General features: G+C 68.9%; 24 protein-coding genes. 10 read left to right on the top strand and 14 right to left on the bottom strand.

Going from position 1 to position 23,980, the window contains the following annotated elements; all coding sequences use genetic code 11:
- The first annotated feature begins 73 nt into the window (after positions 1 to 73).
- A complete protein-coding gene (locus ACIBG8_RS14800) occupies positions 74 to 1,468 on the top strand; it encodes an NF041680 family putative transposase (RefSeq protein ID WP_397343236.1) in 1,395 nt (464 codons plus the stop codon).
- On the opposite strand, the gene ACIBG8_RS14805 is transcribed toward ACIBG8_RS14800, so the two are convergent.
- Together ACIBG8_RS14805 and ACIBG8_RS14810 are read right to left on the bottom strand one after the other, a co-directional pair.
- Complete coding sequence (locus tag ACIBG8_RS14805; RefSeq protein WP_397343237.1) at positions 1,402 to 1,800, bottom strand: hypothetical protein; 399 nt, start codon at positions 1,798 to 1,800, stop codon at positions 1,402 to 1,404. The genes ACIBG8_RS14800 and ACIBG8_RS14805 overlap by 67 nt on opposite strands.
- Positions 1,801 to 1,921: 121 nt before the next feature.
- Positions 1,922 to 2,425, bottom strand: coding sequence for a MarR family winged helix-turn-helix transcriptional regulator (locus ACIBG8_RS14810; RefSeq protein ID WP_397343238.1), 504 nt, complete (start codon positions 2,423 to 2,425; stop codon positions 1,922 to 1,924).
- Between the two features lie 165 nt (positions 2,426 to 2,590).
- Between ACIBG8_RS14810 and ACIBG8_RS14815 the strand changes: the two genes are divergently transcribed.
- The 5 genes from ACIBG8_RS14815 to ACIBG8_RS14835 all read left to right on the top strand — a co-directional run bounded on the left by ACIBG8_RS14815 (position 2,591) and on the right by ACIBG8_RS14835 (position 8,798).
- Positions 2,591 to 4,504: an FAD-dependent oxidoreductase gene (locus ACIBG8_RS14815; protein WP_397343239.1), complete on the top strand. Its 1,914-nt coding sequence runs from the start codon at positions 2,591 to 2,593 to the stop codon at positions 4,502 to 4,504.
- A gap of 172 nt (positions 4,505 to 4,676) precedes the next feature.
- On the top strand, positions 4,677 to 5,318 hold the full coding sequence (locus ACIBG8_RS14820; RefSeq protein WP_397343937.1) for a transposase: 642 nt from the start codon (positions 4,677 to 4,679) through the stop codon (positions 5,316 to 5,318).
- A gap of 261 nt (positions 5,319 to 5,579) precedes the next feature.
- Positions 5,580 to 6,116: a hypothetical protein gene (locus ACIBG8_RS14825; protein WP_397343960.1), complete on the top strand. Its 537-nt coding sequence runs from the start codon at positions 5,580 to 5,582 to the stop codon at positions 6,114 to 6,116.
- The gene (locus tag ACIBG8_RS14830) at positions 6,035 to 6,832 is read left to right on the top strand and encodes a transposase (protein WP_397343938.1); all 798 of its coding nucleotides are present in this window, start codon (positions 6,035 to 6,037) and stop codon (positions 6,830 to 6,832) included. The genes ACIBG8_RS14825 and ACIBG8_RS14830 overlap by 82 nt, the downstream gene beginning before the upstream one ends.
- 166 nt (positions 6,833 to 6,998) lie before the next feature.
- Positions 6,999 to 8,798, top strand: coding sequence for a relaxase/mobilization nuclease domain-containing protein (locus tag ACIBG8_RS14835; RefSeq protein WP_397343240.1), 1,800 nt, complete (start codon positions 6,999 to 7,001; stop codon positions 8,796 to 8,798).
- Between the two features lie 872 nt (positions 8,799 to 9,670).
- On the opposite strand, the gene ACIBG8_RS14840 is transcribed toward ACIBG8_RS14835, so the two are convergent.
- The 11 genes from ACIBG8_RS14840 to ACIBG8_RS14890 form a co-directional block, all read right to left on the bottom strand.
- Entirely contained in the window at positions 9,671 to 10,168 is a 498-nt protein-coding gene (locus ACIBG8_RS14840; protein WP_397343241.1) for a hypothetical protein, read from the bottom strand.
- A gap of 8 nt (positions 10,169 to 10,176) precedes the next feature.
- Positions 10,177 to 10,476 carry a hypothetical protein gene (locus ACIBG8_RS14845; protein WP_397343242.1) on the bottom strand — a complete coding sequence of 100 codons (300 nt, stop codon included), beginning with the start codon at positions 10,474 to 10,476 and terminating at the stop codon, positions 10,177 to 10,179.
- Positions 10,473 to 10,970, bottom strand: a complete 498-nt coding sequence (locus ACIBG8_RS14850; RefSeq protein WP_397343243.1) for a hypothetical protein — start codon at positions 10,968 to 10,970, stop codon at positions 10,473 to 10,475. Before ACIBG8_RS14850 ends, ACIBG8_RS14845 begins: the two co-directional genes overlap by 4 nt.
- 69 nt (positions 10,971 to 11,039) lie before the next feature.
- Complete coding sequence (locus tag ACIBG8_RS14855) at positions 11,040 to 11,204, bottom strand: hypothetical protein (protein WP_397343244.1); 165 nt, start codon at positions 11,202 to 11,204, stop codon at positions 11,040 to 11,042.
- On the bottom strand, positions 11,198 to 11,737 hold the full coding sequence (locus ACIBG8_RS14860; protein ID WP_397343245.1) for a hypothetical protein: 540 nt from the start codon (positions 11,735 to 11,737) through the stop codon (positions 11,198 to 11,200). Before ACIBG8_RS14860 ends, ACIBG8_RS14855 begins: the two co-directional genes overlap by 7 nt.
- Positions 11,727 to 12,227: a hypothetical protein gene (locus ACIBG8_RS14865; RefSeq protein WP_397343246.1), complete on the bottom strand. Its 501-nt coding sequence runs from the start codon at positions 12,225 to 12,227 to the stop codon at positions 11,727 to 11,729. The genes ACIBG8_RS14860 and ACIBG8_RS14865 overlap by 11 nt, the downstream gene beginning before the upstream one ends.
- Positions 12,224 to 12,967 (bottom strand): hypothetical protein, encoded by a 744-nt coding sequence (locus ACIBG8_RS14870; RefSeq protein WP_397343247.1) that lies wholly within the window; start codon positions 12,965 to 12,967, stop codon positions 12,224 to 12,226. Before ACIBG8_RS14870 ends, ACIBG8_RS14865 begins: the two co-directional genes overlap by 4 nt.
- 168 nt (positions 12,968 to 13,135) lie before the next feature.
- The gene (locus ACIBG8_RS14875; RefSeq protein WP_397343248.1) at positions 13,136 to 14,314 is read right to left on the bottom strand and encodes a mandelate racemase/muconate lactonizing enzyme family protein; all 1,179 of its coding nucleotides are present in this window, start codon (positions 14,312 to 14,314) and stop codon (positions 13,136 to 13,138) included.
- A 2-nt stretch (positions 14,315 to 14,316) separates the two neighbouring features.
- Positions 14,317 to 15,120 carry a carbohydrate ABC transporter permease gene (locus tag ACIBG8_RS14880; protein ID WP_397343249.1) on the bottom strand — a complete coding sequence of 268 codons (804 nt, stop codon included), beginning with the start codon at positions 15,118 to 15,120 and terminating at the stop codon, positions 14,317 to 14,319.
- A complete protein-coding gene (locus ACIBG8_RS14885; RefSeq protein ID WP_397343250.1) occupies positions 15,120 to 15,977 on the bottom strand; it encodes a carbohydrate ABC transporter permease in 858 nt (285 codons plus the stop codon). Before ACIBG8_RS14885 ends, ACIBG8_RS14880 begins: the two co-directional genes overlap by 1 nt.
- A 2-nt stretch (positions 15,978 to 15,979) precedes the next feature.
- Complete coding sequence (locus ACIBG8_RS14890; RefSeq protein ID WP_397343251.1) at positions 15,980 to 17,257, bottom strand: ABC transporter substrate-binding protein; 1,278 nt, start codon at positions 17,255 to 17,257, stop codon at positions 15,980 to 15,982.
- A 95-nt stretch (positions 17,258 to 17,352) separates the two neighbouring features.
- Here ACIBG8_RS14890 and ACIBG8_RS14895 point away from each other — a divergent pair, with 95 nt between their 5' ends.
- A complete protein-coding gene (locus ACIBG8_RS14895) occupies positions 17,353 to 18,099 on the top strand; it encodes a FadR/GntR family transcriptional regulator (protein ID WP_397343252.1) in 747 nt (248 codons plus the stop codon).
- A gap of 5 nt (positions 18,100 to 18,104) precedes the next feature.
- Here the strand turns inward: ACIBG8_RS14895 and ACIBG8_RS14900 are convergent, their stop codons facing one another.
- Positions 18,105 to 19,406 carry a ricin-type beta-trefoil lectin domain protein gene (locus ACIBG8_RS14900; protein WP_397343253.1) on the bottom strand — a complete coding sequence of 434 codons (1,302 nt, stop codon included), beginning with the start codon at positions 19,404 to 19,406 and terminating at the stop codon, positions 18,105 to 18,107.
- Positions 19,407 to 19,801: 395 nt separating this feature from the next.
- Here ACIBG8_RS14900 and ACIBG8_RS14905 point away from each other — a divergent pair, with 395 nt between their 5' ends.
- Genes ACIBG8_RS14905 through ACIBG8_RS14915 form a run of 3 tightly spaced genes read left to right on the top strand, consistent with a single transcriptional unit; the run spans position 19,802 to position 23,977 of the window.
- Complete coding sequence (locus ACIBG8_RS14905; protein WP_397343254.1) at positions 19,802 to 20,887, top strand: ricin-type beta-trefoil lectin domain protein; 1,086 nt, start codon at positions 19,802 to 19,804, stop codon at positions 20,885 to 20,887.
- 1 nt (position 20,888) lies between these two features.
- Positions 20,889 to 22,181, top strand: coding sequence for a PHB depolymerase family esterase (locus ACIBG8_RS14910; RefSeq protein ID WP_397343255.1), 1,293 nt, complete (start codon positions 20,889 to 20,891; stop codon positions 22,179 to 22,181).
- Positions 22,178 to 23,977 (top strand): family 43 glycosylhydrolase, encoded by a 1,800-nt coding sequence (locus ACIBG8_RS14915; RefSeq protein ID WP_397343256.1) that lies wholly within the window; start codon positions 22,178 to 22,180, stop codon positions 23,975 to 23,977. The genes ACIBG8_RS14910 and ACIBG8_RS14915 overlap by 4 nt, the downstream gene beginning before the upstream one ends.
- The last annotated feature ends 3 nt before the right edge of the window (positions 23,978 to 23,980 follow it).

The following is a 23,980-nucleotide window of genomic DNA, read 5'->3' on the forward strand; positions in this document are numbered from 1 at the left end:
GAGTCGCTGCTGATCACTAAAGGCTGTGAAGGTGAGTGTGCTGAACCACGCTGCCCGTGTCGAGTCCTTGAGGGTGTTATCCCAGCTCCGGACCGGCCTCTACTCCTGTCTGACCGCTCGTGGGGATGCGCTGTTCGAACTGGCTGATGCGGTGTTGGGTGCCTCGGGGCCGGTGCGCTCGCTGGTGGAGCTGACCTTGACGGCCGAGCATCGGCGTGGGCACGGCGCCTTGTACGGCGGGCTCAACCTGGGCCGGATCGACGTCGACCGGTTGCGGACGGTGCTGGCCGCTTTGCCGTTGCCGCGCTGGCCGGATGGGCGGATCGTGCTGGCGGTCGATGTGTCGCCGTGGCTGCGTTCGGACGCGGCCTGCTCGGCTGAGCGGTTGTTCTGCCACGTGTACGGCCGGGCGAGAAGTGCCGCCCAGTTCATCCCGGGCTGGCCGTACTCGTTCGTCGTGGCGCTGGAGATGGGCGCCACCTCCTGGACCGCGCCTTTGGACGTGGTGCGGCTGGGACCGGCCTGCGACGCCATTGCGGTCACCGCCGCCCAACTGCGCGCGGTAGCCGAGCGCCTGATCGGTGCCGGGCAGTGGCACGAGGGCGACCCCGACATCCTGATCGTCGCCGACGCCGGCTACGACATCACCCGCCTGGCCTACGTGCTGGCCGATCTACCAGTCGAGCTGGTGGGCCGGATCCGCTCCGATCGGGTGCTGCGGCTGCCCGCCCCGGCTCGGCTGCCGGGCACCAACGGACGTCCGCCCAAGCATGGCGGCGAGCTCGCCCTGGCCGACCCCGCGACCTGGCCTGAGCCCTCGGTGAGTACGGTCACCGACACCGGCAACTACGGCAAGGCCGAGGCCACTGCGTGGGACCGGCTCCACCCCCGACTCACCCACCGTGCCGCCTGGCTCGATCACGACGGCGAGCTACCCATCATCGAAGGCACGCTGATCCGGCTCAAGGTCGAGCATCTGCCCGGCAACCGCGACGCCCCACCGGTGTGGCTGTGGTCCTCGGCCACCGGCGCCACCGGGCCCGACGTGGACCGCTGGTGGCAGTCGTTCCTCCGCAGATTCGATCTTGAACATACCTTCCGCTTCTGGAAGCAGACCCTGGGTTGGACTCGGCCCAAGCTCCGCGACGCGCATGCCGCCGACCGGTGGACGTGGCTGATCATCGCCGCCCACACCCAGCTCCGCCTCGCCCGAGGCCTCACCCAAGACCTGCGCCGCCCGTGGGAGAAACCCGCACCTCCCGGCCAGCTCACCCCCGCCCGCGTCCGACGCGGGTTTGGAAACCTCCGCGCCGCCATCGCTCAACCGGCCCGCGTACCAAAACCCAGCAGACCCGGCCCCGGACGCCCACCCGGCATCCCCAACCGACGCCCCGCCACCCGCTACGACGTGGGAAAGACCATCAAACGCGGCCGCACCCTCGCCGATCTACAACAACCCGGTGGATAAAGAACAAGCTCAGCCGGGACCGACGGCGCGGCCCAGCGCTTCTTGGTGCGGCACCAGGCCAGCCAGGAGGTGACGGCGGCGCGGTTGCGGTTCCAGGTCGCCGGCGCGCATCGGCCCCACAGGCCAGCGAGCGCGGCGCCGATCTCGGCGTCGGTGACGTCGGCGAGCGGCCGGTCGCGGCCAAGCAGGGCGATGGTGCGGTCGATGGCGGAGGCGTAGGCGCGGTGGGTGTTGGGGTTGGCGGTGCGCGGGGTGGTCAGGAAGGCGTCGGCGGCCGCGGCGAGCGAGATGTTCCCGCCGCGTGGGGTGGTCACCTTCGGCGCGGTGCTCATGCCGTCCGCCGCGCGACGCCTTCGGGGATGTACCGGATAACGTTCCGGAGTCGCGCAGCGTCCTGGCAAGACGTTCGCCTGGTCGCGGCAGGTCTTGGATAATGTGTTCGGGGTGACACCGTCAGTCGGCGGCGGGCCGCGCGGGTAGTCCCAGCGCTTCGACGATGCGCTGCGCAACGGACCCGAGCGCGCTGAACTGATCGCCTGCCGGCTCGATGACCAGACGACGAACCAGCGCGGTGTGTTCAGGCGTGGCCGCTGCCAGTTGCGCGCGACCTGCCTCGGTCAGGCGGGCGGTCGTGAAACGCCGGCCTTGCCCGCGCCCGCTGATGACGGTCCGGCGGACCCATCCCCGATTCTCGAGTCGTGAGATCGCTTGCGAGGTCCGTGGCAGAGATCCGTTTGCCATGGTGGCGATCTGGCTCATCCTCAGGGTCGCATCGGGTGTGTCGTCCAGCCGCGCCAAGATCATGTAGCCGAGCAGCGTCAGGTCGGAGTCGCGCAGCAGTTGCGCTTCCAACGCGCCGGGCAGCACGAGCAGGACCTTCACCAGCGCGATCCAGTCCTGTCGCTGGTCCTCTTCGGTCCGTTCCGTCGGGCTGCTACCGGTTTCGGCCAGGCTCATGATCGCCTCCTTCGCCCGTTGACTTGCGTGTGCAAGTCAAGGTAGCTTTTGAGTTGCACACGCAACTCAACCAGGTTTCGCGGTCACCCGCAACCAAGGTTCGCCACCGTCGGTGGTCCTGCGCGAGAGCCGCTCCATGAACGGACCAGGGAGTGAGGTAGCGAGATGCATACCGTGGACTGTTGCGATGTCGCGGTGATCGGCGGCGGCCCCACCGGGATGACCGCCGCTGGTGATCTGGCCCGCGCAGGCCGCCGTGTGGTGGTGGTGGAACGCTGGCCGTCACCCAACCCGGCCAGCCGCGCCTTCACTGTCCAGCCGCGCACGCTGGAGTTGCTCGCGAGTCGAACCGTCGCAGGTCGGACCATCACCGAGCAGTTACTCCAACTCGGGGAACGCGCGACTCGCGTCAGCCTGTGGCCAGGCGCGGTCCTGCGGCTCGATCAGGACGATTCGCCCTATCCCTTCACCCTGGTGACTCCGCAGCCCAACGTCGATCGCCTGCTCGCGGACTACGCCAGCGAACACGGAGCCGACATACGCCGCGGAGTCGAACTTCTCGGCCTGTCCCAGGACGACGACGGCGTCACCCTGATGGTGCGGGCCAGGGGAACCAAGGACGCCTCGCGAGTGCGTGCCACCTGGGTGATCGCGGCCGACGGTGCGCACAGCACCACGCGCGACCTGCTCGACGTGGCATTCCCCGGCGAAACCGTGCTGTCCTCGGTCGTCCTGGCCGACGTGCTTCCGACGCGGCCGCCGGCCAAAGGGCAGCTGACTGTGGGCGCGAGCGCCCGGGACGCGTTCGGTTTCCTCGCGCCCTACGGTGACGGCTGGTATCGCTCGATGACCTGGGACCGCCGCCGTCAGGTGCCGGAAACCGCCGGGATCGATGAGGCCGACGTTGGCGAGGTGCTCGATCGCGCGATGGGACGCGAGGTCGGCGTCCAGGAGATCGGCTGGGCGTCCCGCTTCCATTGCGACGAACGTCAGATCGAGCAGTACCGTCACGGACGGATCTTCTTCGCCGGAGACGCCGCCCACGTCCACTCGCCTGTTGGCGGTCAGGGGATGAACACCGGGATCCAGGACGCGATCAACCTGGCGTGGAAGCTCGACGCCGTCCTCGGTGGCGATGCCGAGCAGCTGCTCGACACCTATCACCAGGAGCGTCACCCCATCGGTCGCCGAGCGCTGCGAACCAGCGGCGCGATGATGCGCAGCATCACACTCGGCGGACGCGTTTCCCGCGCGATCCGCGACCATGCCGGTACCTGGTTGCTCAGCGTGCCCGTGGTCACCCGCTTCATGGTCGGCGGTCTGTCCGGCACCGCCCTGCGCTACCCGCGAACCCGTGGCCAGCACCGCCTGGTCGGTACCCGCGCCACGACGATCGCGCTGTCCGACGGCACCACGGTCGGACAGACGCGCTCAGGTGGGTTCCTCCTCATCCGCCCGCCGGGCACGCCGCCGGTCCAGACCGAGCTGGTGCAGGTCGAGCGCCACGACGACGGTCCCGCTGTACTGGTCCGCCCCGACGGCTACATCGCCTGGGCGGGCACCGATGACGGGTGGCGTACGGCCTTGCATGCACGGACGGCGCCGCACCAGCGGTCCGCGGTCCCCGCGGAGCACGGCAAAACGCCCTTCACGCTCTGGCGTGAGGTCGTGGTGGCCTATGTGGCGCCCACCCTCATAGCTGGGGTTGGCGGGCTGGTCAGCGGGCAGGCGAGCCTCCTGCACTCCGCCTTCACCTCCATCGGCATCAGTTCCGCCGTCGTGGCCGCACTGACCGGCGCCTGGTTGCAGCGGCGCGGCCCACGCCACACGTGGCTGAGATCGGGACCCCGCCTCCCCATGATCGCCACGGTCGCCACCGCAGCGACCCTGCTCGGTAGCCTCGCCGGCTGGCTTGTCAACGTCGGCGCCTCGGCATGGCTCGGCGCGCACCAGTGGCCATGGCCCGACGACCTCGGCATCAACCTGCCCCTGTCGGCGACCATCGCGGCCACCCTCATCACCTGGCGCTGGCGCGGCGCACAACAGACACCCACATCGTTGGACACCTCGGACACCTGAGGAGCAGCCAAACCGGTGGCATCATTGCCGTCACCTACCATCCCCCCTCCACACAGTTGATGCTGTTGGTGATCTTTTCTGGGGCTGGCGTTACCTTTGAGGCCGTGCTTGTCTGAGAGGGATCGCCGCGCCGCATGGTCTCTGTGACTTAACGGAGGTGCGGCGCGTGTCGATGGGCGGGGATATCGGCCGGTGGATCCCGGCGGAGACGGTTCGGGCAGCACGAGCGGCCAATCCCAGCGGGACTCCGGCGATGTGGGTTCGGGACCGGCTGGCGGGGGTGTTCACAGAGGAAGACTTCGTCGAGTGGTATCCCGTTGACGGGCAGCGGGGTGTGTCGCCAGTGATGCTGGCGCTGGTGAGCGTGTTGCAGTTCGCGGAGAACCTGACCGATCGGCAGGCGGCGCTGGCGGTGCGATGCCGGATCGACTGGAAGTACTGCCTGGGGCTGGAGCTGACCGATCCTGGCTTTGATCATTCGGTGTTGTCGGAGTTTCGGGACCGGATGGCGCAGGATGATCGCGCGGATCGGCTGCTGGCGGTGATGGTGACCCGGCTGGTGGAGGCAGGGTTGGTCAAGCAGCGAGGGCGGATCCGGACCGACTCCACGTACGTACTGGCCGCGATCCGCAAGCTCAACCGGATCGAGCTGGTCGGTGAGACGCTCCGCATGGCACTGGAGGAGTTGGCCGGTGTCGACGAACAGTGGCTGAGCATGCTGATCACCCCGAGTGGGGGCGGCGCTATGGCCGGCCGGTGCGCTATGACCGTCTCCCAAGGGGTAAGGAGGAGCAGGCAGCGCAGGTGCTCCTGATCGGCCAGGACGGGCTGCGGATCCTGCAAGCGATCTATGCTGCCCAGGCTCCCCGGCGGCTGCGGGAGTTGCCCAGGGTGCAGGTCCTGCGGCAGGTGTGGGGTCCAGCAGTACTGGACCACCGCAGAGGGGCAATTGGCCTGGCGCGCACCCAAGTCCACCCGCGATCGCCAGACTCGTCATGGACGCCCGCGCCGTTCGGCCGCAGAGCAGGCGGATGAGGAGGACGGCGAGATCGTTGCCCGCGGGCCGTGGTCCGGCATGGAGATCGTCAGCCCGCACGATCCGCAGGCACGCTACTGCCGGAAGGTGGGCGCCTCGACCACGAACGAATGGGTCGGCTATCGCGATCACCAAAGTGAAACATGCGAACCGGACCGGCCCAACGTGATCGTGCACGTCCTGACCCAGCCCGCACCCGTCCAGGACATCACCGCGGTGGAGGCCATCCACGAGGGTCTGGACAATACTGGCCTGACCCCGGTCGAGCACCTGGTCGACAGCGCCTACGTCACCCCAGACCTGATCCACCACACTACCCAGCGCTGGGGCATCACCCTGCTCGGACCGCTGCGCGCCGATCCCCGCGGGCGGGCTGGCTTCACCAAGGCAGATTTCCACGTCAACTGGGACGCCCACACCGTCACCTGCCCCAACGGCATCACCAGCCCGCCCTGGAAACCCACCCTTGGCACGGTCGGCCCCGCCTTTCCGCGCTGTTTCCTCGAGCGGACTGCCGGGCCTGTCCCGACCGCGAGGCCTGCACCGGTGATGCCAACGGCAAAGGCCGCCACCTGACACTGCTGCCCCAGCCACTCCAAGAGATCCAAACCCGCAACCGGGCCGACCAGAACACCGAGGAGTGGAAGGCTCGCTACGCAATCCGCGCCGGGTGCGAGGCCACCGTCTCCGAAACCACCCGCGCCCACGGCCTGCGCACCTGCCGCTACAAGGGCCTCGCCAAGACCCACGTCCAGCACGTGCTCACCGCAGCGGGCAGCCCACCCGATCTCCCAGCTCCTTCAACAGACTCTGCCGAGACCTGCCCCTATCAACCCTCTAAAGATCACCAACAGCATCCGGAAAGTGAGCCAGAGCCCAACAACTTGACGCTCAACATCTTCGGGTTACGGCACAGGCAACGCCATAGTCCGACACTGACTTCCATGATCATCCATTTCGGGGAGAAGCAAGATATTCTCTGCGGGCCTGGAGGAGCTCAGTTCACCGGGGCCGAACGCCTGGTCTCAAGAACGACGTCAAGCCATGACCGGCCCGGCGGAGCCTCTAGCCGACGGAGCCCTGCCAGCTCCAGTCGGAGGACCGGCGAAACTCTCCGGTCGATTGCGGCAACGTCGCGAGCACCGCGCGAGATGCGGTGCAATGCCGCGAAGATCGCGAAGACTGACTTCCGAGGGTTGACTGGGGAAGCCGGTAGCGCTTCGCGATCGGCGTTCCTCGGCCCTCTTCGCCGAGCGATTGAGTCGAGCCCTGAGCCCTGTCCCCCGCGCTGATGTTGATCGAGACGCTACGGGGAATCCACCCTCTCGGGGTGGAAACGGCAGCAGCACACAAGGCCTGCGTAGATGGAAATCCCAGAAGTGAGCTTCCACGCTTGGCCGAATCCCACCGGCGGCTGGCGGAAAGCCGCGGTCAGCGGATGGAAGGCGGTGGGCGGTCGTGATCGGCAAGGTGATGCGCGGCACGAACGTCGCCGGATTGCTCCGCTACCTCTACGGACCAGGCAAGCGGGAAGAACACCTCAACCCCCGGCTGGTCGCGGCCTGGCGGGATCCGGTCGCGCTCCTCGATCCGCCCTTCCAACCCTCGTCGGTGGAAGGGGCACGAGCACGACGCCATCTGGCTGGCCTGCTCAACCAGCCGGTCCAGGCGCTGGGCGAGGAAGGCGACGACAGACCGGTCTGGCATTGCGTTGTTCGCGCGGCGCCTGAGGACCCCGAGCTGGCTGATGAGCGGTGGGGGAAGATCGCCTGCCAGGTGATGCATCACACCGGGCTTTCCCCTCATGGGCAGGAAGCGCGGGCGGTGCGCTGGCTTGCCGTACGGCATGCAGATGACCACATCCACATCGCCGCCACCCTGGCCCGCCAGGACGGTGGGAAGCCGAAGGTGTGGAACGACTACTACCGGGTCCGGGAAGTCTGCCGGAGCGTGGAAGAGGAACTCGGGCTGCGGAAGACCCCGCCCGGGGACCGGACCGCGGCCCGTCGTCCCACGCGGGCGGAAATGGAAAAGGCCATCCGGCACGGATGGGCGAAACCGGAGCGGGCGCTACTCCAGCGCCGCGTCAGCGTAGCCGCAGCGGGAGCCCGGACGGAAGCGCACTTCCTGGCCCGCCTGGAAGCAGCCGGTGTGCAGGTGTCCACCCGCGCCCGAGACTCCGGCCAGGCGATCGGCTACGCCGTGGCCCTCAAACCGCAAGGTCCAGGGCATGAGCCGATCTGGCTGTCGGGCGGCCAGCTCGCCGCCGATCTGAGCCTGCCCAAACTGCAGCACCGATGGGAACCGTCCACGGACATCCCTGCAGGAGAGCGCCTGTCCACTCGGGCAGCCGAGGTAGCGCTGCGAGCCGCCGTACGACAGGTCGTGGCCGATGCCAACGACGAGCAGGGATTCTTCGCAGCGCTCCGCGACCAGGGTGTGCTGGTACGGCTGCGCCACGGCCCGGTCCGGCCCGAGGAGGTCACGGGGTATGCGGTGTCGCTGCCGGAGTACGTGGATGCCGATGGCGAGCAGCTGTGGGTGGGCGGCGGCGAGCTGTCGGCCGAGCTCGCCCTCCCCCACCTGCGCCAGCGCTGGCAGCTCACGAAGACCCTGCCGCGCGAAGAGACGCTGACGCGAGAGGTGACGCTGACGCGCGAGGAGCGGCAAGCCATCTACGCCGAGGCCTCGGCAGCGACCGGCTGGGCCGCCAGGCAGATGGCCGATGACCCACTGCAGGCGTGCGACGCGGCCTGGGCGGCCGCCGACGTGCTTCGGGTCGCCGGACAGGCGCTGGACAACGATCAGCTGAGGCTGGCCGCCGCCGCCTTCGATCGCGCGGGCCGCCACCCGTTCGGACGCTTCCCGCCCCGCAGCGCCGCCGGAGCCCGGCTGCGATCGGCCGCCCGGCTCATGGCGATGGTCAACATCGCCCTGCACGATCAGAACCTGGCCACGACGACGCTCATCACCAACCTGGCGGCCCTGGCAGTTGCTGTCTCCGAGCTGCGCGACTATCAGAATCGCCCGGCACAGGCGGCCGGGGCCCGGCGGGCTGCCGCTCACCTGGCTACGCGCCCGGCCACACCACGAGCAACACCGAACGGTCACCGTCACGCGCAGGCACCTCCCAGCGTGGACGCGGCACACCTGTCAGCCGCGGACTTCCCCGCCTCAGCATCGCGGGGCGCAGCCGCGCGACCTTCGCCCGCACCAGGCCGAGTCCAGCCACCACACACCAGCAAGGAAGGCAGATAGCACCCGTGGACAATGAGCCTTACTCCGACCCGCTACGCGAAGGAATCGGCCGCGCCGCCCAGAACGCCGCTGAGAGCGCACGACCTGCAGGAGCTGGGCGCGATGAAGACCATCCGTATCTCTGCGCCCGAAACTGTGCCCGCCCGCGCCGGTTTCCTGCGGGCTGGCGAAGACCTCATAGGCCTTCTCCATACCGTCGCACTCACGCACCCGAGGCGAATGGCCCTGCCTCCGCGATCCGTACGAGGGAGACCCCATGGATGTCCTTACCCACACGGCATGCATGCGACCGTGATGCCCCGGCCGAACGGGACGGCCTCCCTGGCGGTCTACGGCATGTCGGGGATCGCGCCCTGCGTGACTGCGTCGCCGACGAAGTCCTCGGGAGGTTCACTGGGCCTCACGGCCGTACCCGACCGGCCGAGTCGGCTCATGCGGCCCACCGACTTTCTGTCCGCAGCCGAATCCGAAGATCAACGAACTCGTGAATCGGCGTGAGGAATACGACGCGAGCCTCCGACGCCCAGTCAAGTCACTTGCAGCGATTGCCTCATCACGTTCTGTGGTGTCAGGGTGGTGGGGGGCTGGTAGCCGCGCCTGATGGGAGCGGGCCCTCGCTCATGATGCTGCGGTGGGCGAGGGCCACCCTAGGGAGACTGCTCCCAACCGCGCGGTGGCGGGCGGGTACCCGTCGCCCACGCTGAGCTGGAGTCTTTCAAGAGCCGACCTTTGAGGGCTCGACCCAGGTTGAGCAAGTGCTCACCCCCACTCGGACCGTTGTGTGGTTGCAGCTCAAGCGGCATGAGTGAGTCCTGGCGCGGAACACGCACGCATCTCCTCGATACCCGGCGTCGATGCGGCGGCGGCCGCGTTCACCAGCTCACCGGTAGTGGACGAGGTCCGTAGGCGGGCCAGCGCGAGCTGTGCGGTGCCCGCGGAGGGAGGCCCAGGGCGATGAGGGTGGTCTTGACGTAGGCGGGGGCGCGGTGCCAGCCGTGGCGTTCCGCGCCGGGCTGGCGGGGGGTGTAGACCACAGGGCCCCTGCGGGCGTACGGGTACACGTACTGGTGCAGCACCGGGGTGTTGCCGGGCGGGCCGTACCAGTCGAGGCGGTATCGGGGGCCTAGTTTGCCTTTGGGGCGTTTGGCGGAGAAGGAGCCTGAGAGGTCGGCGTAAAGGGCGCCGTTGGCTTGGGTGCCGGTTCTTAGGGTGTTCAGGCGGGCGTCCTGACGGGCGCTGCCTGGTTTTATCCAGATATGTAGGCCATGGCCGGTAAGGGCGCCGTGGGAGATGGCCTTCGCCAGGGCCGGGGTGGCGGTGACGGTCAGGGCCAGGGTGACGGCGGCGAGCACGAACAGGATGCGTTTCATGGCTTCTCCTATCGGCTGAGGCGGAGCCGGAACACCTCCACGGCCAAACGCAGGCCGGCGAGGCGGCGGCCGGGGGTGAGCAGGCGTGCTCCGTACCACATCAACGCCGCACCACCGAGCAGTCGCCCGCCGTACACGGCCAGGGGGCGCGCGCAGGCGGGCTCGCCGGCCAGCACCGGGAACTCCTCGGCCAGGTGCGGGTCGCGGCAGGAGCGCACCGCCACCGGCACGGACAGGACCTGCCCGAGCTGCGCGGCGATCGCCGAGCAGCCTCCGCAGGCGCTGTCGGCGATCACGTAGAACGTCATACCCATACCGCATACACCAGCGAACCCACGGTGGCCAGCGCGGTCGCGGCGGCCAGCAGGCGCGCGTGCAGCAACCAGGTGTCGCTCCAGCCGCCGTCCTCGCTGTGCCCGAGGCTCGCCGCCGCCATCAGCCAGCGGGCGAAGGCGAACCCGGCCCCCGCCACCAGCGCGCCGTCCCACGGCAGCGCGAGCACGATCGCCGCCAGCACCAGGTGCGGCGCGGAGGAGGGCGAGTAGGTGCGCATCCCGGTGCCCATCTCGAACCCGAACTGGATCCCGCCCAGCATCGGGCCGCGCTGCAGAACATGCTCGGGGACGAGCCTGGCGTTCTCCGGCACGCGGAAGTCGACCAGGCCGAACTCGCGCAGGAGTACGGCTGCCGCCAGCACGCCGAGCAGCGCGAGCCGTACGGGAAGCGGGACCAGGCCCTGGACGATGCCGCCCAGGATGAGACCGACCCCGGCCACCGCAGAGGCCCCGAGAACCAAGCCCACGCCGAACCAGGCGAGGGCGCCACGACCGCGCCAGACCGACGCGCTCAGCAGGAATGCCGAGTTGTGGCTTCAAGTGCTGCCCGAGTTGGCGTATCCCGCGTTCACCCCGGCCCAGAGGCAGGCCAGAAGCAGCGAGCCCCGCACCACCACGGGCAGCGCCGCACCGAGGACGATCGGTACGGCGAGCACGAGGGGGTGCAGGGTCAGCATGCGTACCCGAGCGGACATCAGCACATCGCGATGGTCAGATCGCGGTGGTGGGTGCCGTCGCGCCAGGTGACGGTGGTGTAGGCGTCGGAGCAGATGTACTGGTGGGTGCCGTACTTCCAGCGCCACGCGTTGAGACCGGAACAGGTGGTGGCGCGGGCGACGTTGGTGTACTTCTCCTGGTCGGAGGCGCCCGGCTTGTGCGTACGGCTGCCCTCGAAGTGGCGGCGGGAGCCGTTGCACGGGTAGGCGCCCATGCGCCAGCCGCCGAAGCAGACGGCCTTGCCGTCCCCCCACCAGTTGTTGCTGCCTTGACCATAGCCGCCGGGGTAGGAGTTCTCGCAGCTGTTCTCGCTCCACAGGCTGTCAGGTCCGGCGAGGGCCCGGCGCTTGCTGAGCACCCAGTCGAACGGCATGACAGCGGCGGCCATCACCGAGACGGCCAGGCCCTTCATCAGGGTGCGGCGGCTGGCGGGCACGGACCCGATCATCATCTTGACCCGGCTGGGCGCGGCCCCCTCCGGGGCGGCGTCCATCTCCGGGATCTGGTCAAAGCGCATGTGTGCTCCTCGAAGCTACGAGCTTGGCCAACAACTCGGGCACATCGGTGTCGCCATAGACGAACCGGCGATCCAGGACCGCGCCCTTGGGGTCGATCGCGTACATGCAGGGCGCGTAGCCCTCGAACAGCTCACGCCACTGGCCGGGGTCGGCCACGACGGTGCCGCCGGTGAAGGCCGCGGCCATCTGGGGGTCGGTGACGAGTCCCACGATCTTCAGCTCGGGCCATTCCCGCTCGTGTGCCATCGTCCAGGCCTGGTGGCAGACGGCGCACGAGCCGTCCATCAGCAGCACGACCGCAGCCACCTGGCCCGCTTCCGGCCGGTACGCCGAGGACACCGTCCTGGACTCGGCGGCCAGCCGGGCCGCGTCCGGGTTGAGCGCCGTCTGCTCCAGGATGCGCACCCGGGAGTAGACGCCGGCGACGGCGACCAGCGCGAAGAGCGTGACCAGCAGGGAGAGCAGTGACAGCGCCAGCGGCAGCGTCACTGCGACCACTGCACCTTGAGCCCGGCCAGCACCGCGTCGGCGAGGCCGGTGTCCGCCGCGCGCATGGAGGCGTTGTCGAGGTCGTAGGCGAACTGCACGGTGAAGACGGCGCTGGCGTTGGCGAAGGTGTACTTCCACTCGTACGGCGTGCCGGCCAGCCTGGGCTTCTGGTCGGGGTCGACGTCGAGCGCGACCTTCCACACCTCCTCGCTCCCCCGGTTGGCGCCCTGCCAGTCGGGCAGGGTCTCGCGGGAGGTGCGGGCGTCGGTGGCCATGATGGTCAGGCGGTCGTTGGCGCCGATGACCGTGGTGCCGAACTGCTGGAGTACGGCGGGCACGCGCGCCTTGACGGTCGCGCCCTCTGGGGCGTCGGCGAAGTCGACCGCGGCGACGAGCGCGTTGAGCACGGAGCGGCGCGGGGCGGGGCCGTTGAACCAGGTGGTGGCCTCGTTGTGCGGGCCGACCCAGATGAGGCAGCTGTCTGAGCGGTCGGCGGCCTCGTACAGCGTCAGGTCGTAGCCCCGGCGCTGGAAGTTCTCCACCCGGCCGCCGGGGAAGACGTGGGTGGGGATGGCGCTGTTGCCCCCGCGCTGGGCCAGGGAGAAGGAGCGGGCGAAGCCAGGCCCGGCGATCTTGGTGATGCCGTGCCACTCCAGGGCGCCTGCGGCGTCGGGCAGGTCGATCGTTAATCGAGCGCCGTCTGCTGCGGCGCGGGTGATTTGAGCAAGGGTCGCTGACATGACACGTCCACTCTCTTGGCGGGTTAGGGCGCCCCCGTTATGACACCCCACGAGATCACATCCGCCCCGACCATAAGATCCAGCCACCATGTTGGCAAGATCCAGTCAGGAAACCTTACGTGTCGGAATCCTCACCCCGAAAAACCATCTCTAAAACGTGAGCGGTACTTATAGGGGATTGTTCAGAAGGAATTCATCGGTGGCGTCCTGCGCGAGGAGGCGGTGGCCGGCGCGTTCCGGGCGCACGTTGGGGCCGTGGAACAGCCGCGTCTGCGACTGGCGCGGATACGCGGCGATCGCGGCCTCGTCGATCCTGATGCCCAGACCCGGCGAGTCGCCCAGGATGAACGCGCCGTCCTCGACGTACAGATCGGTGCTCACGCCCACGGCGGGCGTCAGGTCCTGGAGCTCGCTGGCGATGTGATTGGGCACCGAGGTCGCGGCGTGCAGCAGGGGGACGGGGATGTTGCCGACCGGGCTCACGGGCAGGTCGTGGGCGTGGGCCAGGGCGGAGACCCGCAGGAAGTGGGTCACTCCCCACACCGCCGCCGTCTGCACGATGTCCAGCGCACCCGCGGCCAGCAGCGGGCGGTACTGCTCAAGCCCGGTGAGGTTCTCCCCGCTGGCGATCGCGGCCTTGACGGCGCGCCCGACGGTGGCCAGCCCCTCGGCGTCCCACCGGCGTACGGGCTCCTCGACCCAGGTGAGGTCGACGGCCCGCTCCAGCTCGCGAACATGGCGTACGGCCTGCTTGCGGGACCACGACTCGTTCGCGTCGAGCATCAGCGCCGGGCGCGTCCCGCCGCCCGCGTGCGTGAGCACGTCGCGCACCAGCATCAATCGGCGCAGGTCGTGCTCGACGTCGAGGCCGCCCTTGAGCTTGGCGGCGCGCAGCCCCCGGTCGGCGTAGGCCTGGTAGACGGCGACCAGCTCGTCGTCGGTCAGGCCGATGTCCAGCCCTGACGCGTAGGCGGGCACCTTCCTGTCGCGCCCGCCGAGCAGCCGCCACAGGGGTTCGCCCGCCGCCTTCGCCTTGATGTCCCACAGGGCGCTGTCGAGCGCGCCGATGGTCCCGAAGACGACGCCCGCGTGGCCCGCCTTGAACGTGTGCCGCAACATCCGGTCGTACAGCGCCGTCACGCCGCGCGGATCCTCGCCGACGATCGCGCCGAAGATGGCCTCCAGCTCGACATGCGGTCCCAGCCCGACGCCGGAGATCCCCTCGTCGGTGTCCACCAGCACGATCGGCACCGAGGTGACCCCGTCGGCGAAGACACCGTTGGCGTCGCCGACGGACCGGCACCATTCCTGGACGGTCGTCAGCGTGCGATATCCGGTGATCCGCATGGTCAGCCTTTCGTGGAGCCGGCGGTGATCGCGTCGGCGATCTGCCGCTGGAAGGTGAGGTAGATCGCCAGCACGGGGATCGCGGCGATCAGCACTCCTGAGGAGAAGGTGGGGATGTCGTCGGAGTACTGGCCGCGCAGCGCGGTGACGCCGACCATGAGGGTCCTGTGCTCCGGCGACGGCATCATCAGCAGGGCGATGAGCACGTCGTTCCAGCAGAACAGGGCGTCCAGGATGCCGACGGACAGCAGCGCCGGGCGGCCCATCGGCAGCATGATCCGCCGGTAGACGCCGTAGAGCGTGTTCCCGTCGATCCGCGCCGCGTCGACGATCTCGCCGGGGATGCCGGTGTAGTAGCTCGCCATCAGGTAGATCGTGAACGGCAGGAACTGCGCGACGTAGGCCAGGATCAGCCCGGGATAGGTGTCGACCAGGCCGGTGTCCGCCATGACGCGGGCCAGCGGAACCATGATCACCTGGAAGGGGATGAACAGCGCCGCGAGGATGCCCAGGAACAGCGCGCGAGAGCCGCGGAAGGGCAGGTGGCTCAGCGCGAACCCGGCCATCGAGCCGAGCAGCAGGAGCACGATCACCGAGACCGACACGACGACGAGCGAGTTGACGAAGGAGCGTCCCATGCTCGCCCCGGCCAGGTTCTCCCAATGGAGAGAGGTGGCCGGGGAGAACCGGTCGAGGATGTACTCGCGCTTGGACTTCATCGCGACGTTGGCGGTGAAGACCAGCGGGTAGATGGTCGCCAGCGCCAGCACCACCATGGGTACGGTCACCAGCCACTTGCCGCGCATCAGACCACCCGTCTTGAACGGCGGAGCAGCCCGATCTGCGCCAGGCCCATGACCATCATGATCAGGAAGAGCACCGTGGAGGCCGCGGCGGCGAGGGCGGGGCGGTTCATCTGGCCCTGCTGGATCCAGATGTAGTACTCCGGCAGGTAGGTCGATCCGCCGGGGCCGCCGCTGGTCATCACGTAGAGCAGGCCGAACATCGAGGTGAGCATTCCGATCATGGTCGTCACGAAGACGAACTGGATCGTGCGGGAGAGGCTGGGGATGATCACATGCCACACCACCTGCGCCAACGACGCCCCGTCCACGCGCGCGGCGTCCAGGAGCGCGTGGTCCAGGGTGGCGAAGCCGGACAGGAAGACCACCAGGGCCATGCCGAACGTCGCCCAGACGTGGATGCCGACGACGGTGAACATGGCGACCCCCGGGTCGCCGAGCCAGTCCACCGGCTGCAGCCCGAAGATCTCCAGCAGCGAGTTCAGCGGGCCGTCCGAGGCCAGCAGCAGGTTGAAGATCGACCCCACGATCACCGGCGAGAGCACGGCGGGGAAGAAGTAGACGCTGCGGAAGAACCGGTGCCCGGGCACCCGCAGGAAGATGAACGTCGCGAGCGCCCCGGGAATCGCCACCGCGACGGGCAGCAGCAGCGCCAGCAGGCCGACGTTGCGCAGCGCGATCCGGAAGACGGGGTCGTCCAGCAGGTAGGCGTAGTTCGCCAGGCCCACGGCCGTCCCGTCCAGGTCGCCGTCGCCCGTGAAGGAGAAGTTGACGCCGAGCAGCAACGGCCACAGCCGGAAGACCAGCAGGATCAGGACGGCCGGGGCCACCAGGACGAACGGAGCGGAGCGCTCGCGCACCTTCAGCTCGCCTTGTCCGCCGCGGCCATCTGCTTCATCGCGTCGTCCACCGAGATCGAGCCCGACAGCAGTTGCTGCGACACCCGGCCCATCACCTCCTGGGTCTTGGCGGACAGTGCGACGTGCAGGGCGGGCTTGCCGTCCGGGATCTGCGCGGTGATCGCCGCGGCCGCCGGGCCGCCGCCCGCGATGGTCACGGTCTTGTCCGAGGGGATCGACCCCGCGTCGGCCGAGTAGGCGGTCAGCGCGGCGGTGCTCGTCAGGGACTTGACCAGGTCGGCGGCCAGAGCCGGGTCCTTGGTCCACTTGGCCACGCCGTACCCCACCCCGCCGTCGTAGGCGAGGCTCGGGACCGCGCCGGACGTCACGACGGGCGCGATCGTCTCGCCGAGGTTGTCGGCGCCCAGGAGCGGGTTCATCTCGTGCCAGCCGCCGACGTCCGACATCAGGCCGATCATGCTGGCGGCCTTGCCGCCCTCGAACTTGATGAAGGCGTCCATGAACATGCCGGTGGAGTTGGGGCCCGAGGTGTTCAGCCCCTCGTCGTTGACCTGCTTCCACAGCGCGAAGATCTTCTTGACGTTCGGGCTGGTCCAGTCCCGCTTGCCCGCGATCCACTTGTCGTACTCGTCGGGCGTGAGGATCCCCGAGCCCATTCCCGACATCCAGAACTGGATGCCGTAGCCCTCCTTGTTGCCCTGCGAGAAGCACGGCACGCCGGCCGCCTTCTTGATCGCGGCGCAGTGGCTGAGCAGCTCGTCCCAGGTCGTGGGCGGCTTGTCCGGGTCGAGGCCGGCCTTCTGGTAGAAGGTCTTGTTGTAGTAGATCGGGTGGCCCTGCAGGGTGATCGGGGCGGCGTAGATCTTGCCGTCCTTGGCGAAGGCGTCCCAGCCCGCGAGCCGGTCCTTGTCCGCGGTGACGTACTGGTCCAGAGGGAGCAGCGCGTTCGCCCGGTCGCGTAACTGGCCGCCGCCGTTGAAGAGCATCACGTCGGGGCCCTTGCCCGACTGGATCGCCGCCCCGAGCAGCGTGTAGTACTGGTCGAACGGCTGCGCGACGAACTGCACGGTCACGCCCGGGTGTCTGGCGGCGAAGTCGGCCTTCGCCTTGGCCACGTACGCGGCCGCGTTCTTGTCGCTGGACTTCCAGTCCCAGACCACGAGAGTGCCGCCCCCCGAGGCACTCGCGCTGGACGCCGGTTTCGTCCCAGCAGCACTTCCGCATCCCGCAAGGGCCAGCGCCGTCACCAGGACGGCCGGCCAGAGTGCTCCCTGTTTCATCGCTGCTCACTTCTCGAAGGGAGGGCTGTTGGATTGCGGTAAACATAAGTCGTATGACGTCTTACGTCAACGGCTAGCCCTCTATACTGCGGAACATGACCACATCGGAGCTCCCCGCGTGGGCTCGGCGACCGGCCAACCTCGCGAGCGCGCTGGCGGCCGAGCTGGTGGAGCGCATCGTCGGCGGCGTCCACCCGCCGGGCACGCCGCTGCCGCCCGAGCCCGCCCTCTGCGAGTCGTTCTCCGTGAGCAGGACCGTCGTCCGCGAAGCGGTGAAGATGCTGCAGGAGAAGGGCCTGGTCCAGGTACGCCAGGGGGCGGGGACCATGGTCACTCCCCCGACGATGTGGAACATGCTCGACGAGCTCGTCCTGGCGGCGAGCATCGCCGAGGACGAGAGCATCGACATCCTCGACGACCTGGTCGTCACCCGGCGCCTGCTGGAGTCCGACATGGCCAACGTCGCCGCCCGGGTCGCCACCCAGGAGGTCGTCGAACGGCTGCGCGAGCTCGTCGATCGCATGGACGAGCTGGTGGACGACCACATCACCTACGCCGAGCACGACCGTGCGTTCCACGACGTGATCATGCAGGCGTCCGGCAACCGCATCGCCCGCGCGGTGGTCCGCTCGCTGGAGAGCCAGGTGATCAACACCGCCCGCTACATGGGGCGGCCGGAGCGGGCGCAGTGCGTCGCCTCCAACCGGGGGCACCGGCGCATCTACGAGCGCATAGCGGAACACGACCCCAGCGGAGCCGCTGAGGCCGTGTTCACCCACATCACCGAGGCGTGGCTGGTGCGCCGCAGCGGCCCGGGAGACCCCGCACGGCTGCGGCGCTGACGCGTCTAGGCGCGGGTCCACTTCTGGTTGGTGCCGCCGTGGCAGGTCCAGATCTGCACCTTGGAGCCGTTGGCCGTGCCGTACGCGGAAACGTCCAGGCACTTGTTCGCCCCTACGGCGGTGACGGTGCCGTCGGCGTTGAGCCGCCACTTCTGGTTGTTCTGCCCGTTGCAGTCCCAGATGATCACGCTGGTGCCGTCGGCCGTCCCCGCGCCGTTGACGTCCAGGCACTTGCCGCCGTACACGCGCAGCTCACCCGCGCTGGTGGAGGCCCACTGCTGGTTGGACGCCCCGTTGCAGTCCCAGATCTGCACCTGCGCGCCGTTCGCCTGGGAGACTCCCGTCACGTCGAGGCACCGCCCGGACCCGGCGCCCTTGAGCGCGTTCCTGGGCGGCTCCGGGCCCGTGCCGCCGAACTGCGCGAAGAAGTTCCAGACCACTGACCTCGTCCAGGAGTTCTCGCCTGGCTCGTAGTCGCCGGACTTTCCGTCGACGGGATTGGGGGTGTGGCCCGCGTCGAACGCCGCCCATGCGACGGGATATCCGGACTGGCACCCGCTGTAGGTGGTGACGACGTGGGTCAGGCTGCCCTGCGCGGGCTCCGGCGGGTTCTGCGGGGTGCAGGCGTTGTTCCTGACGAACCTGTCACGCAGCGACCTGCCGTTGGAGATGTTGAGCACCGGGTCCCTGAGTCCGTGCAGGCCGATGTAGGCGATGGGCTGGGTGCCGCCGTTGCAGCCGCTGAGCTGCCCGCCGGAGTAGACCGCCACCGCGCGGAAGACGGTCGCGCGGGCGCAGGCGAGCGCGTAGCTCATGCCGCCGCCGTAGCTGAAGCCCAGGGCGAAGCGCTGGGCGGTGTCGACGCAGAGGTCGGCCTCGATCTGCCGGATCATGTCGTCGACGAAGGTGAGGTCCTCGCCGCCGGAGTTGGCCCAGCCGTTGTTGACGCCCTGGGGTGAGACGAAGATCGCGGAGTTGTTCGACAGCGCCCTGAGCCCGTAGTAGGACCACGGGTAGCCGCTGGTTCCGCCCGAATCAACGTCTCCTGCGGTGCCGCCGTTCCAGTGGAATCCGAAGATCAACCGGTACGGGGTGGCGTTGTTGTAGTTGTCCGGAATTCTCAGGATGTAGCTGCGGTTCTTCCCGCTGGTCGTCAGCCAGTGCGTGCCGCTGTTCAGCGTCGGATTCCTGCCGCATCCTGCCGTCGCGCTCGCGCTCTCGCCCAGTGCCGTCTGCGCGTTGCCCAGGACGATGAGCAGCACCGTCGCCAACAGGGCGACGAGAAGAGATCTATGCCTCGAGCTCATGCGGACACCCTTCCTGTGGATTCGGGGGTCAGTGTGGAAACGTCCCTGAAATATGTCAAGGCATGTCCGAAACTTTCGTCAACTTGCGGCCGTGGTAGTGCCGCGCATCAGGGCCTGTCCTCGCCCACATTCCGGCCTCTAGGCCGAGAGATGCGATGGTGAAAGTTTCATAACAATGCCGATTGTGTCGGTGTGCGAGGGTGCGGGAAATGCCTGGTCGGTCGCGTAAGCGCTCCAGCACGCCCCTAACCGGGCTCTTGACGGACCCTCGCCCGCTCGTGTTTGCTCCGCCCACACCACCCCGAACACGACACGGAAGGGGACGGACCGGCCCGGCGAATGTTAACGCTAACAAACCCGCGAATTTCCGTACACGCACAAGGTTGGGCAGGCTTATGTGGAGACGATGGTGCGCCGGGGTGTTCCTGGCGATGGTCGCGGTGGCGCTGGGCGGGACCGGCGTCGCGAGCGCGGAGTCCAACGGCGGGGTGCGGGTGATGCCGCTGGGCGACTCCATCACCGATGGCACGCAGGTCCCCGGCGGGTACCGCGTCGGGTTGTGGCAGCGCCTGGCCTCGGGCCGCTACACGATCGACTTCGTCGGGTCGCAGTTCAACGGGCCGGGAAACCTCGGCGACCACGACCATGAGGGACACCTCGGCTGGCGCATCGACCAGATCGACGCCAACGTCGCCGGTTGGGCGCGGACCTACAACCCACGCACGGTGCTGCTGCACATCGGCACCAACGACGTGCTGCAGAACTACAACCTGGGCGGCGCGCCCCAGCGGCTGTCCACGCTGATCGACCACCTCACCACGGCCCTGCCCGGCGCGGACGTGTTCGTCGCCACCCTCATCCCGCTGGCGAACTCCGGCCAGGAGGCCGCCGCCCGCACCTACAACGCGGCCATCCCCGGCATCGTCCAGAGCAAGGGCCAGCGCGTCCACCTGGTCGACATGCACGCCCAGCTGACCACGGCCGACCTGGTCGACGGCGTCCACCCCACCGCCGGCGGCTACGACAAGATGGCCGCCGCCTGGTACACCGCGCTCCAGGCCGTCCCCGGCACCATCGGCCAGCCGAACGGTCCCTCGTCGACCGCGATCCGGGGCGTGGGGTCCGGGCGGTGCGTGGACGTCACCGGCGTGTCGCAGGCGAACGGCGCGCAGGCGCAGATCTGGGACTGCAACGGCCAGGCCAACCAGCAGTGGGCACCGACCGCGAGCGGCGAGCTGCGCGTCTACGGCACCAAGTGCCTGGACGTTTACCAGAAGGGCACCGCAGACGGCGCCGGCGTCGTCATCTGGGACTGCAACGGCCAGAGCAACCAGCAATGGCGCTTCGACGCCGACGGCAGCATCACAGCGGTCGGCGCGAACAAGTGCCTGGACGTGCCGAACTACTCGACGGCCAACGGCGTCAAGCTGCAGATCTGGTCATGCAGCGGCGCCGCCAACCAGCGTTGGACGAGGAGCTGATGTGAAACGCATAGTGGGCGCCTTACTCGCCGCCGCCGCGGTCCTGCTGGGGGCGGTCGCCCCCGCCGAGGCCGCCTCGCTGACCCGCGTGACCGGCTTCGGCAACAACCCGACCAACCTCAACATGTACCTCTACGTGCCGGACACCGTCGCGGCCCGCCCGGCCCTGCTCGTCATGGTCCACTACTGCACCGGCTCGGCCGCCGGGGTCTTCAACGGAGTCGGGCACGACTACGTCACCGCCGCCGACCGCTACGGGTACATCATCGTGGTCCCCGAGGCGACCCGCAGCGGCCAGTGCTTCGACGTGTCCACCCCGGCCGCGCTCACGCGCAACGGCGGTGGCGACTCCACCGGCATCATGTCGATGGTCGCCTACACCCGGCAGCGCTACAACGTCGACCCGGCGCGCATCGTGGTCAGCGGCTTCTCCTCCGGCGCCATGATGACCAACGTCCTGGCCGCCCAGTATCCCGACGTGTTCGGCGCGGCCGCCGCGTTCTCCGGAGTCCCCGCCGGGTGCTTCGCCACAACCAACGGATCGTTGTGGAACAGCCAGTGTTCCGGCGGCCAGCTCATCAAGTCCGCCCAGCAGTGGGGCGACCAGGCTCGGGCCATGTACCCCGGCTACACCGGCCGCTATCCGCGCATGCAGCTGTGGCACGGCACCACGGACACCACCCTCGCCTACCCCAACTTCGGCGAGGAGATCAAGCAGTGGACCAACCTCAACGGAGTGGGCCAGAATCCCACCTCCACCGACAGCCCAGCGCAGAACGTCACGCGGACCCGCTACAGCGCGGCCGTCGAGGGACTCAGCTTCGCCGGCTCCGGCCACTCCCTGCCGCTGACCGGCATGTTCCCGTACGCCCTGGCATTCCTCGGCCTCGACGCGGGCGCGCAGAACCCCGGTGGCTCGATCAGGAGCCTCTCGTCCGGACGATGCCTTGACGTCGCCGGAGTCTCGCAGGCGAACGGCGCGCAGGCGCAGATCTGGGACTGCAACGGCCAGGCCAACCAGCAGTGGACTCCCACCGCGAGCGGCGAGCTGCGCGTGTACGGCACCAAGTGCCTGGACGTCAACGCCCGCGCCACCGCCGACGGGACCAGCGTCATCATCTGGGACTGCAGCGGCCAGAGCAACCAGCAATGGCGCTTCAACGCCGACGGCAGCATCACAGCCGTCGGCGCGAACAAGTGCCTGGACCTGCCGAGCAACTCCACCGCCAACGGCACCAAGCTGCAGATCTGGACCTGCCACGGCGGTGCCAACCAGCGCTGGAGCCGTACATGAGAGTCCTCGTGCTCGCGGTGGCGTTCCTCTGCGCCGTGACGATGCTTCCCGGCCCGGCCAGGGCGGACAATCCGATCGTCCAGACCATCTACACCGCTGACCCCGCTCCCCTGGAGTACAACGGCCGGGTCTACCTCTACACCGGACACGACGAGGACGCCTCCACGTACTTCACCATGAAGGAGTGGCGGGTCTGGTCGTCGGCCGACCTGGTGAACTGGACCGACCACGGCTCCCCGATGAGCATCGCCACGTTCAGCTGGGCGAGCGCGGACGCGTGGGCGGGCCAGACCGTCTACAGGAACGGCAGGTTCTACTGGTACGTGCCGGTCAAGGACCGGGCGAGCGGCCAGATGGCCATCGGCGTGGGCGTCTCCACCAGCCCCACCGGGCCCTTCACCGACGCCATCGGACACCCGCTGGTCAGGAACGGCGAGATCGACCCCACGGTCTTCATCGACGACAACGGCCAGGCCTACCTGTACTGGGGCAACCCCAACCTCTGGTACGTCAGGCTCAACGCCGACATGATCTCCTACTCGGGCAGCCCCGCCCAGATCCCCCTCACCACGGCGGGGTTCGGCACCCGCACGGGGAACGCGAGCCGTCCCACCCTGTACGAGGAGGGCCCCTGGGTCTTCAAGCGCAACGGGCTGTACTACAACGTGTTCGCGGCCAGGTGCTGCTCCGAGTTCATCGGCTACTCGACGGCCCCCGGTCCGACCGGCCCCTGGACCTACCGCGGGACGGTCATGCCCACGCAGGGCAGCAGCTTCACCAACCACCCCGGCCTCATCGACTTCAACGGCGGCTCGTACTTCTTCTACCACAACGGCGCCCTGCCGGGCGGTGGCGGATACACCCGTTCCGTCGCGGTGGAGAAGTTCAGCTACAACGCCGACGGCACCATCCCGACGATCACCATGACCACGGCGGGTGCCCCGCAGGTGGGCACGTTGAACCCCTATGTCCGGCAGGAGGCCGAGACGATCGCCTGGGAGTCGGGCGTCGAGACGCAGCCGTCCAGCGAGGGCGGCATGAACGTCGGGTGGATCGAGAACGGCGACTACGTCAAGGTCAAGGGCGCCGCCTTCGGTTCCGGCGCGACGTCCTTCAGCGCCCGGGTGGCCTCGGCGACCAGCGGCGGCCGCATCGAGCTCCATCTGGACGGTGTCAACGGCGCACTGGCGGGGACGTGCACGGTTCCCGGCACCGGCGGGTGGCAGACCTGGACGACGGTCACCTGCCCGGTCAGCGGCGCGACGGGAACCCACGACCTTTACTTCAGGTACGCCGGAGGCAGCGGCAACCTGTTCAACGTCAACTGGTGGCAGTTCGCCGGTACAGGCACCGGCGGGAACCTGCTGGCCAACGCCGATATGGAAGGCGGCACGGCGAGTTGGGGCGCGTCCGGCGGAACCCTGTCGCAGGACACCACCGGCGCGCACGGCGGCGCGCGGGCCCTGGCCATCACCGGGCGCACGGCATCGTGGAACGGCATCACCCAGGACGTGACCGCCAAGCTCACCAACGGCAAGAGCTACACGACGAGCGTCTGGGTGCGCTCGCAGAGCGGTACGCCCAGCGCGAAGGCCACCCTGGCGCTCACGGCGGGCGGCACGACGAACTACCTCCAGCTGACGCCTGCCACGGCGGTCGGCTCCAGCGGCTGGACCCAGCTCACCGGCACGGCCACGGCCTCGTGGACCGGGACGCTGACCGGCGCCACCTTCTACGTCGAGACGGCAGCGGGCACCGACGGCTTCTCCATCGACGACGCCTCATTCAGGGAGTGACGT

The sequence above is a fragment of the Nonomuraea sp. NPDC050556 genome (assembly GCF_044457355.1).
Taxonomy (GTDB): Bacteria; Actinomycetota; Actinomycetes; order Streptosporangiales; family Streptosporangiaceae; genus Nonomuraea.

Coding starts and splice junctions, on each gene's coding strand:
- ACIBG8_RS14805 (WP_397343237.1), bottom strand. CDS start 1,800: ATGAGCACCGCGCCGAAGGTGACCACCCCACGCGGCGGGAACATCTCG.
- ACIBG8_RS14810 (WP_397343238.1), bottom strand. CDS start 2,425: ATGAGCCTGGCCGAAACCGGTAGCAGCCCGACGGAACGGACCGAAGAG.
- ACIBG8_RS14815 (WP_397343239.1), top strand. CDS start 2,591: ATGCATACCGTGGACTGTTGCGATGTCGCGGTGATCGGCGGCGGCCCC.
- ACIBG8_RS14820 (WP_397343937.1), top strand. CDS start 4,677: ATGGGCGGGGATATCGGCCGGTGGATCCCGGCGGAGACGGTTCGGGCA.
- ACIBG8_RS14825 (WP_397343960.1), top strand. CDS start 5,580: ATGGAGATCGTCAGCCCGCACGATCCGCAGGCACGCTACTGCCGGAAG.
- ACIBG8_RS14840 (WP_397343241.1), bottom strand. CDS start 10,168: ATGAAACGCATCCTGTTCGTGCTCGCCGCCGTCACCCTGGCCCTGACC.
- ACIBG8_RS14845 (WP_397343242.1), bottom strand. CDS start 10,476: ATGACGTTCTACGTGATCGCCGACAGCGCCTGCGGAGGCTGCTCGGCG.
- ACIBG8_RS14860 (WP_397343245.1), bottom strand. CDS start 11,737: ATGCGCTTTGACCAGATCCCGGAGATGGACGCCGCCCCGGAGGGGGCC.
- ACIBG8_RS14870 (WP_397343247.1), bottom strand. CDS start 12,967: ATGTCAGCGACCCTTGCTCAAATCACCCGCGCCGCAGCAGACGGCGCT.
- ACIBG8_RS14875 (WP_397343248.1), bottom strand. CDS start 14,314: ATGCGGATCACCGGATATCGCACGCTGACGACCGTCCAGGAATGGTGC.
- ACIBG8_RS14880 (WP_397343249.1), bottom strand. CDS start 15,120: ATGCGCGGCAAGTGGCTGGTGACCGTACCCATGGTGGTGCTGGCGCTG.
- ACIBG8_RS14890 (WP_397343251.1), bottom strand. CDS start 17,257: ATGAAACAGGGAGCACTCTGGCCGGCCGTCCTGGTGACGGCGCTGGCC.
- ACIBG8_RS14895 (WP_397343252.1), top strand. CDS start 17,353: ATGACCACATCGGAGCTCCCCGCGTGGGCTCGGCGACCGGCCAACCTC.
- ACIBG8_RS14900 (WP_397343253.1), bottom strand. CDS start 19,406: ATGAGCTCGAGGCATAGATCTCTTCTCGTCGCCCTGTTGGCGACGGTG.
- ACIBG8_RS14905 (WP_397343254.1), top strand. CDS start 19,802: ATGTGGAGACGATGGTGCGCCGGGGTGTTCCTGGCGATGGTCGCGGTG.
- ACIBG8_RS14915 (WP_397343256.1), top strand. CDS start 22,178: ATGAGAGTCCTCGTGCTCGCGGTGGCGTTCCTCTGCGCCGTGACGATG.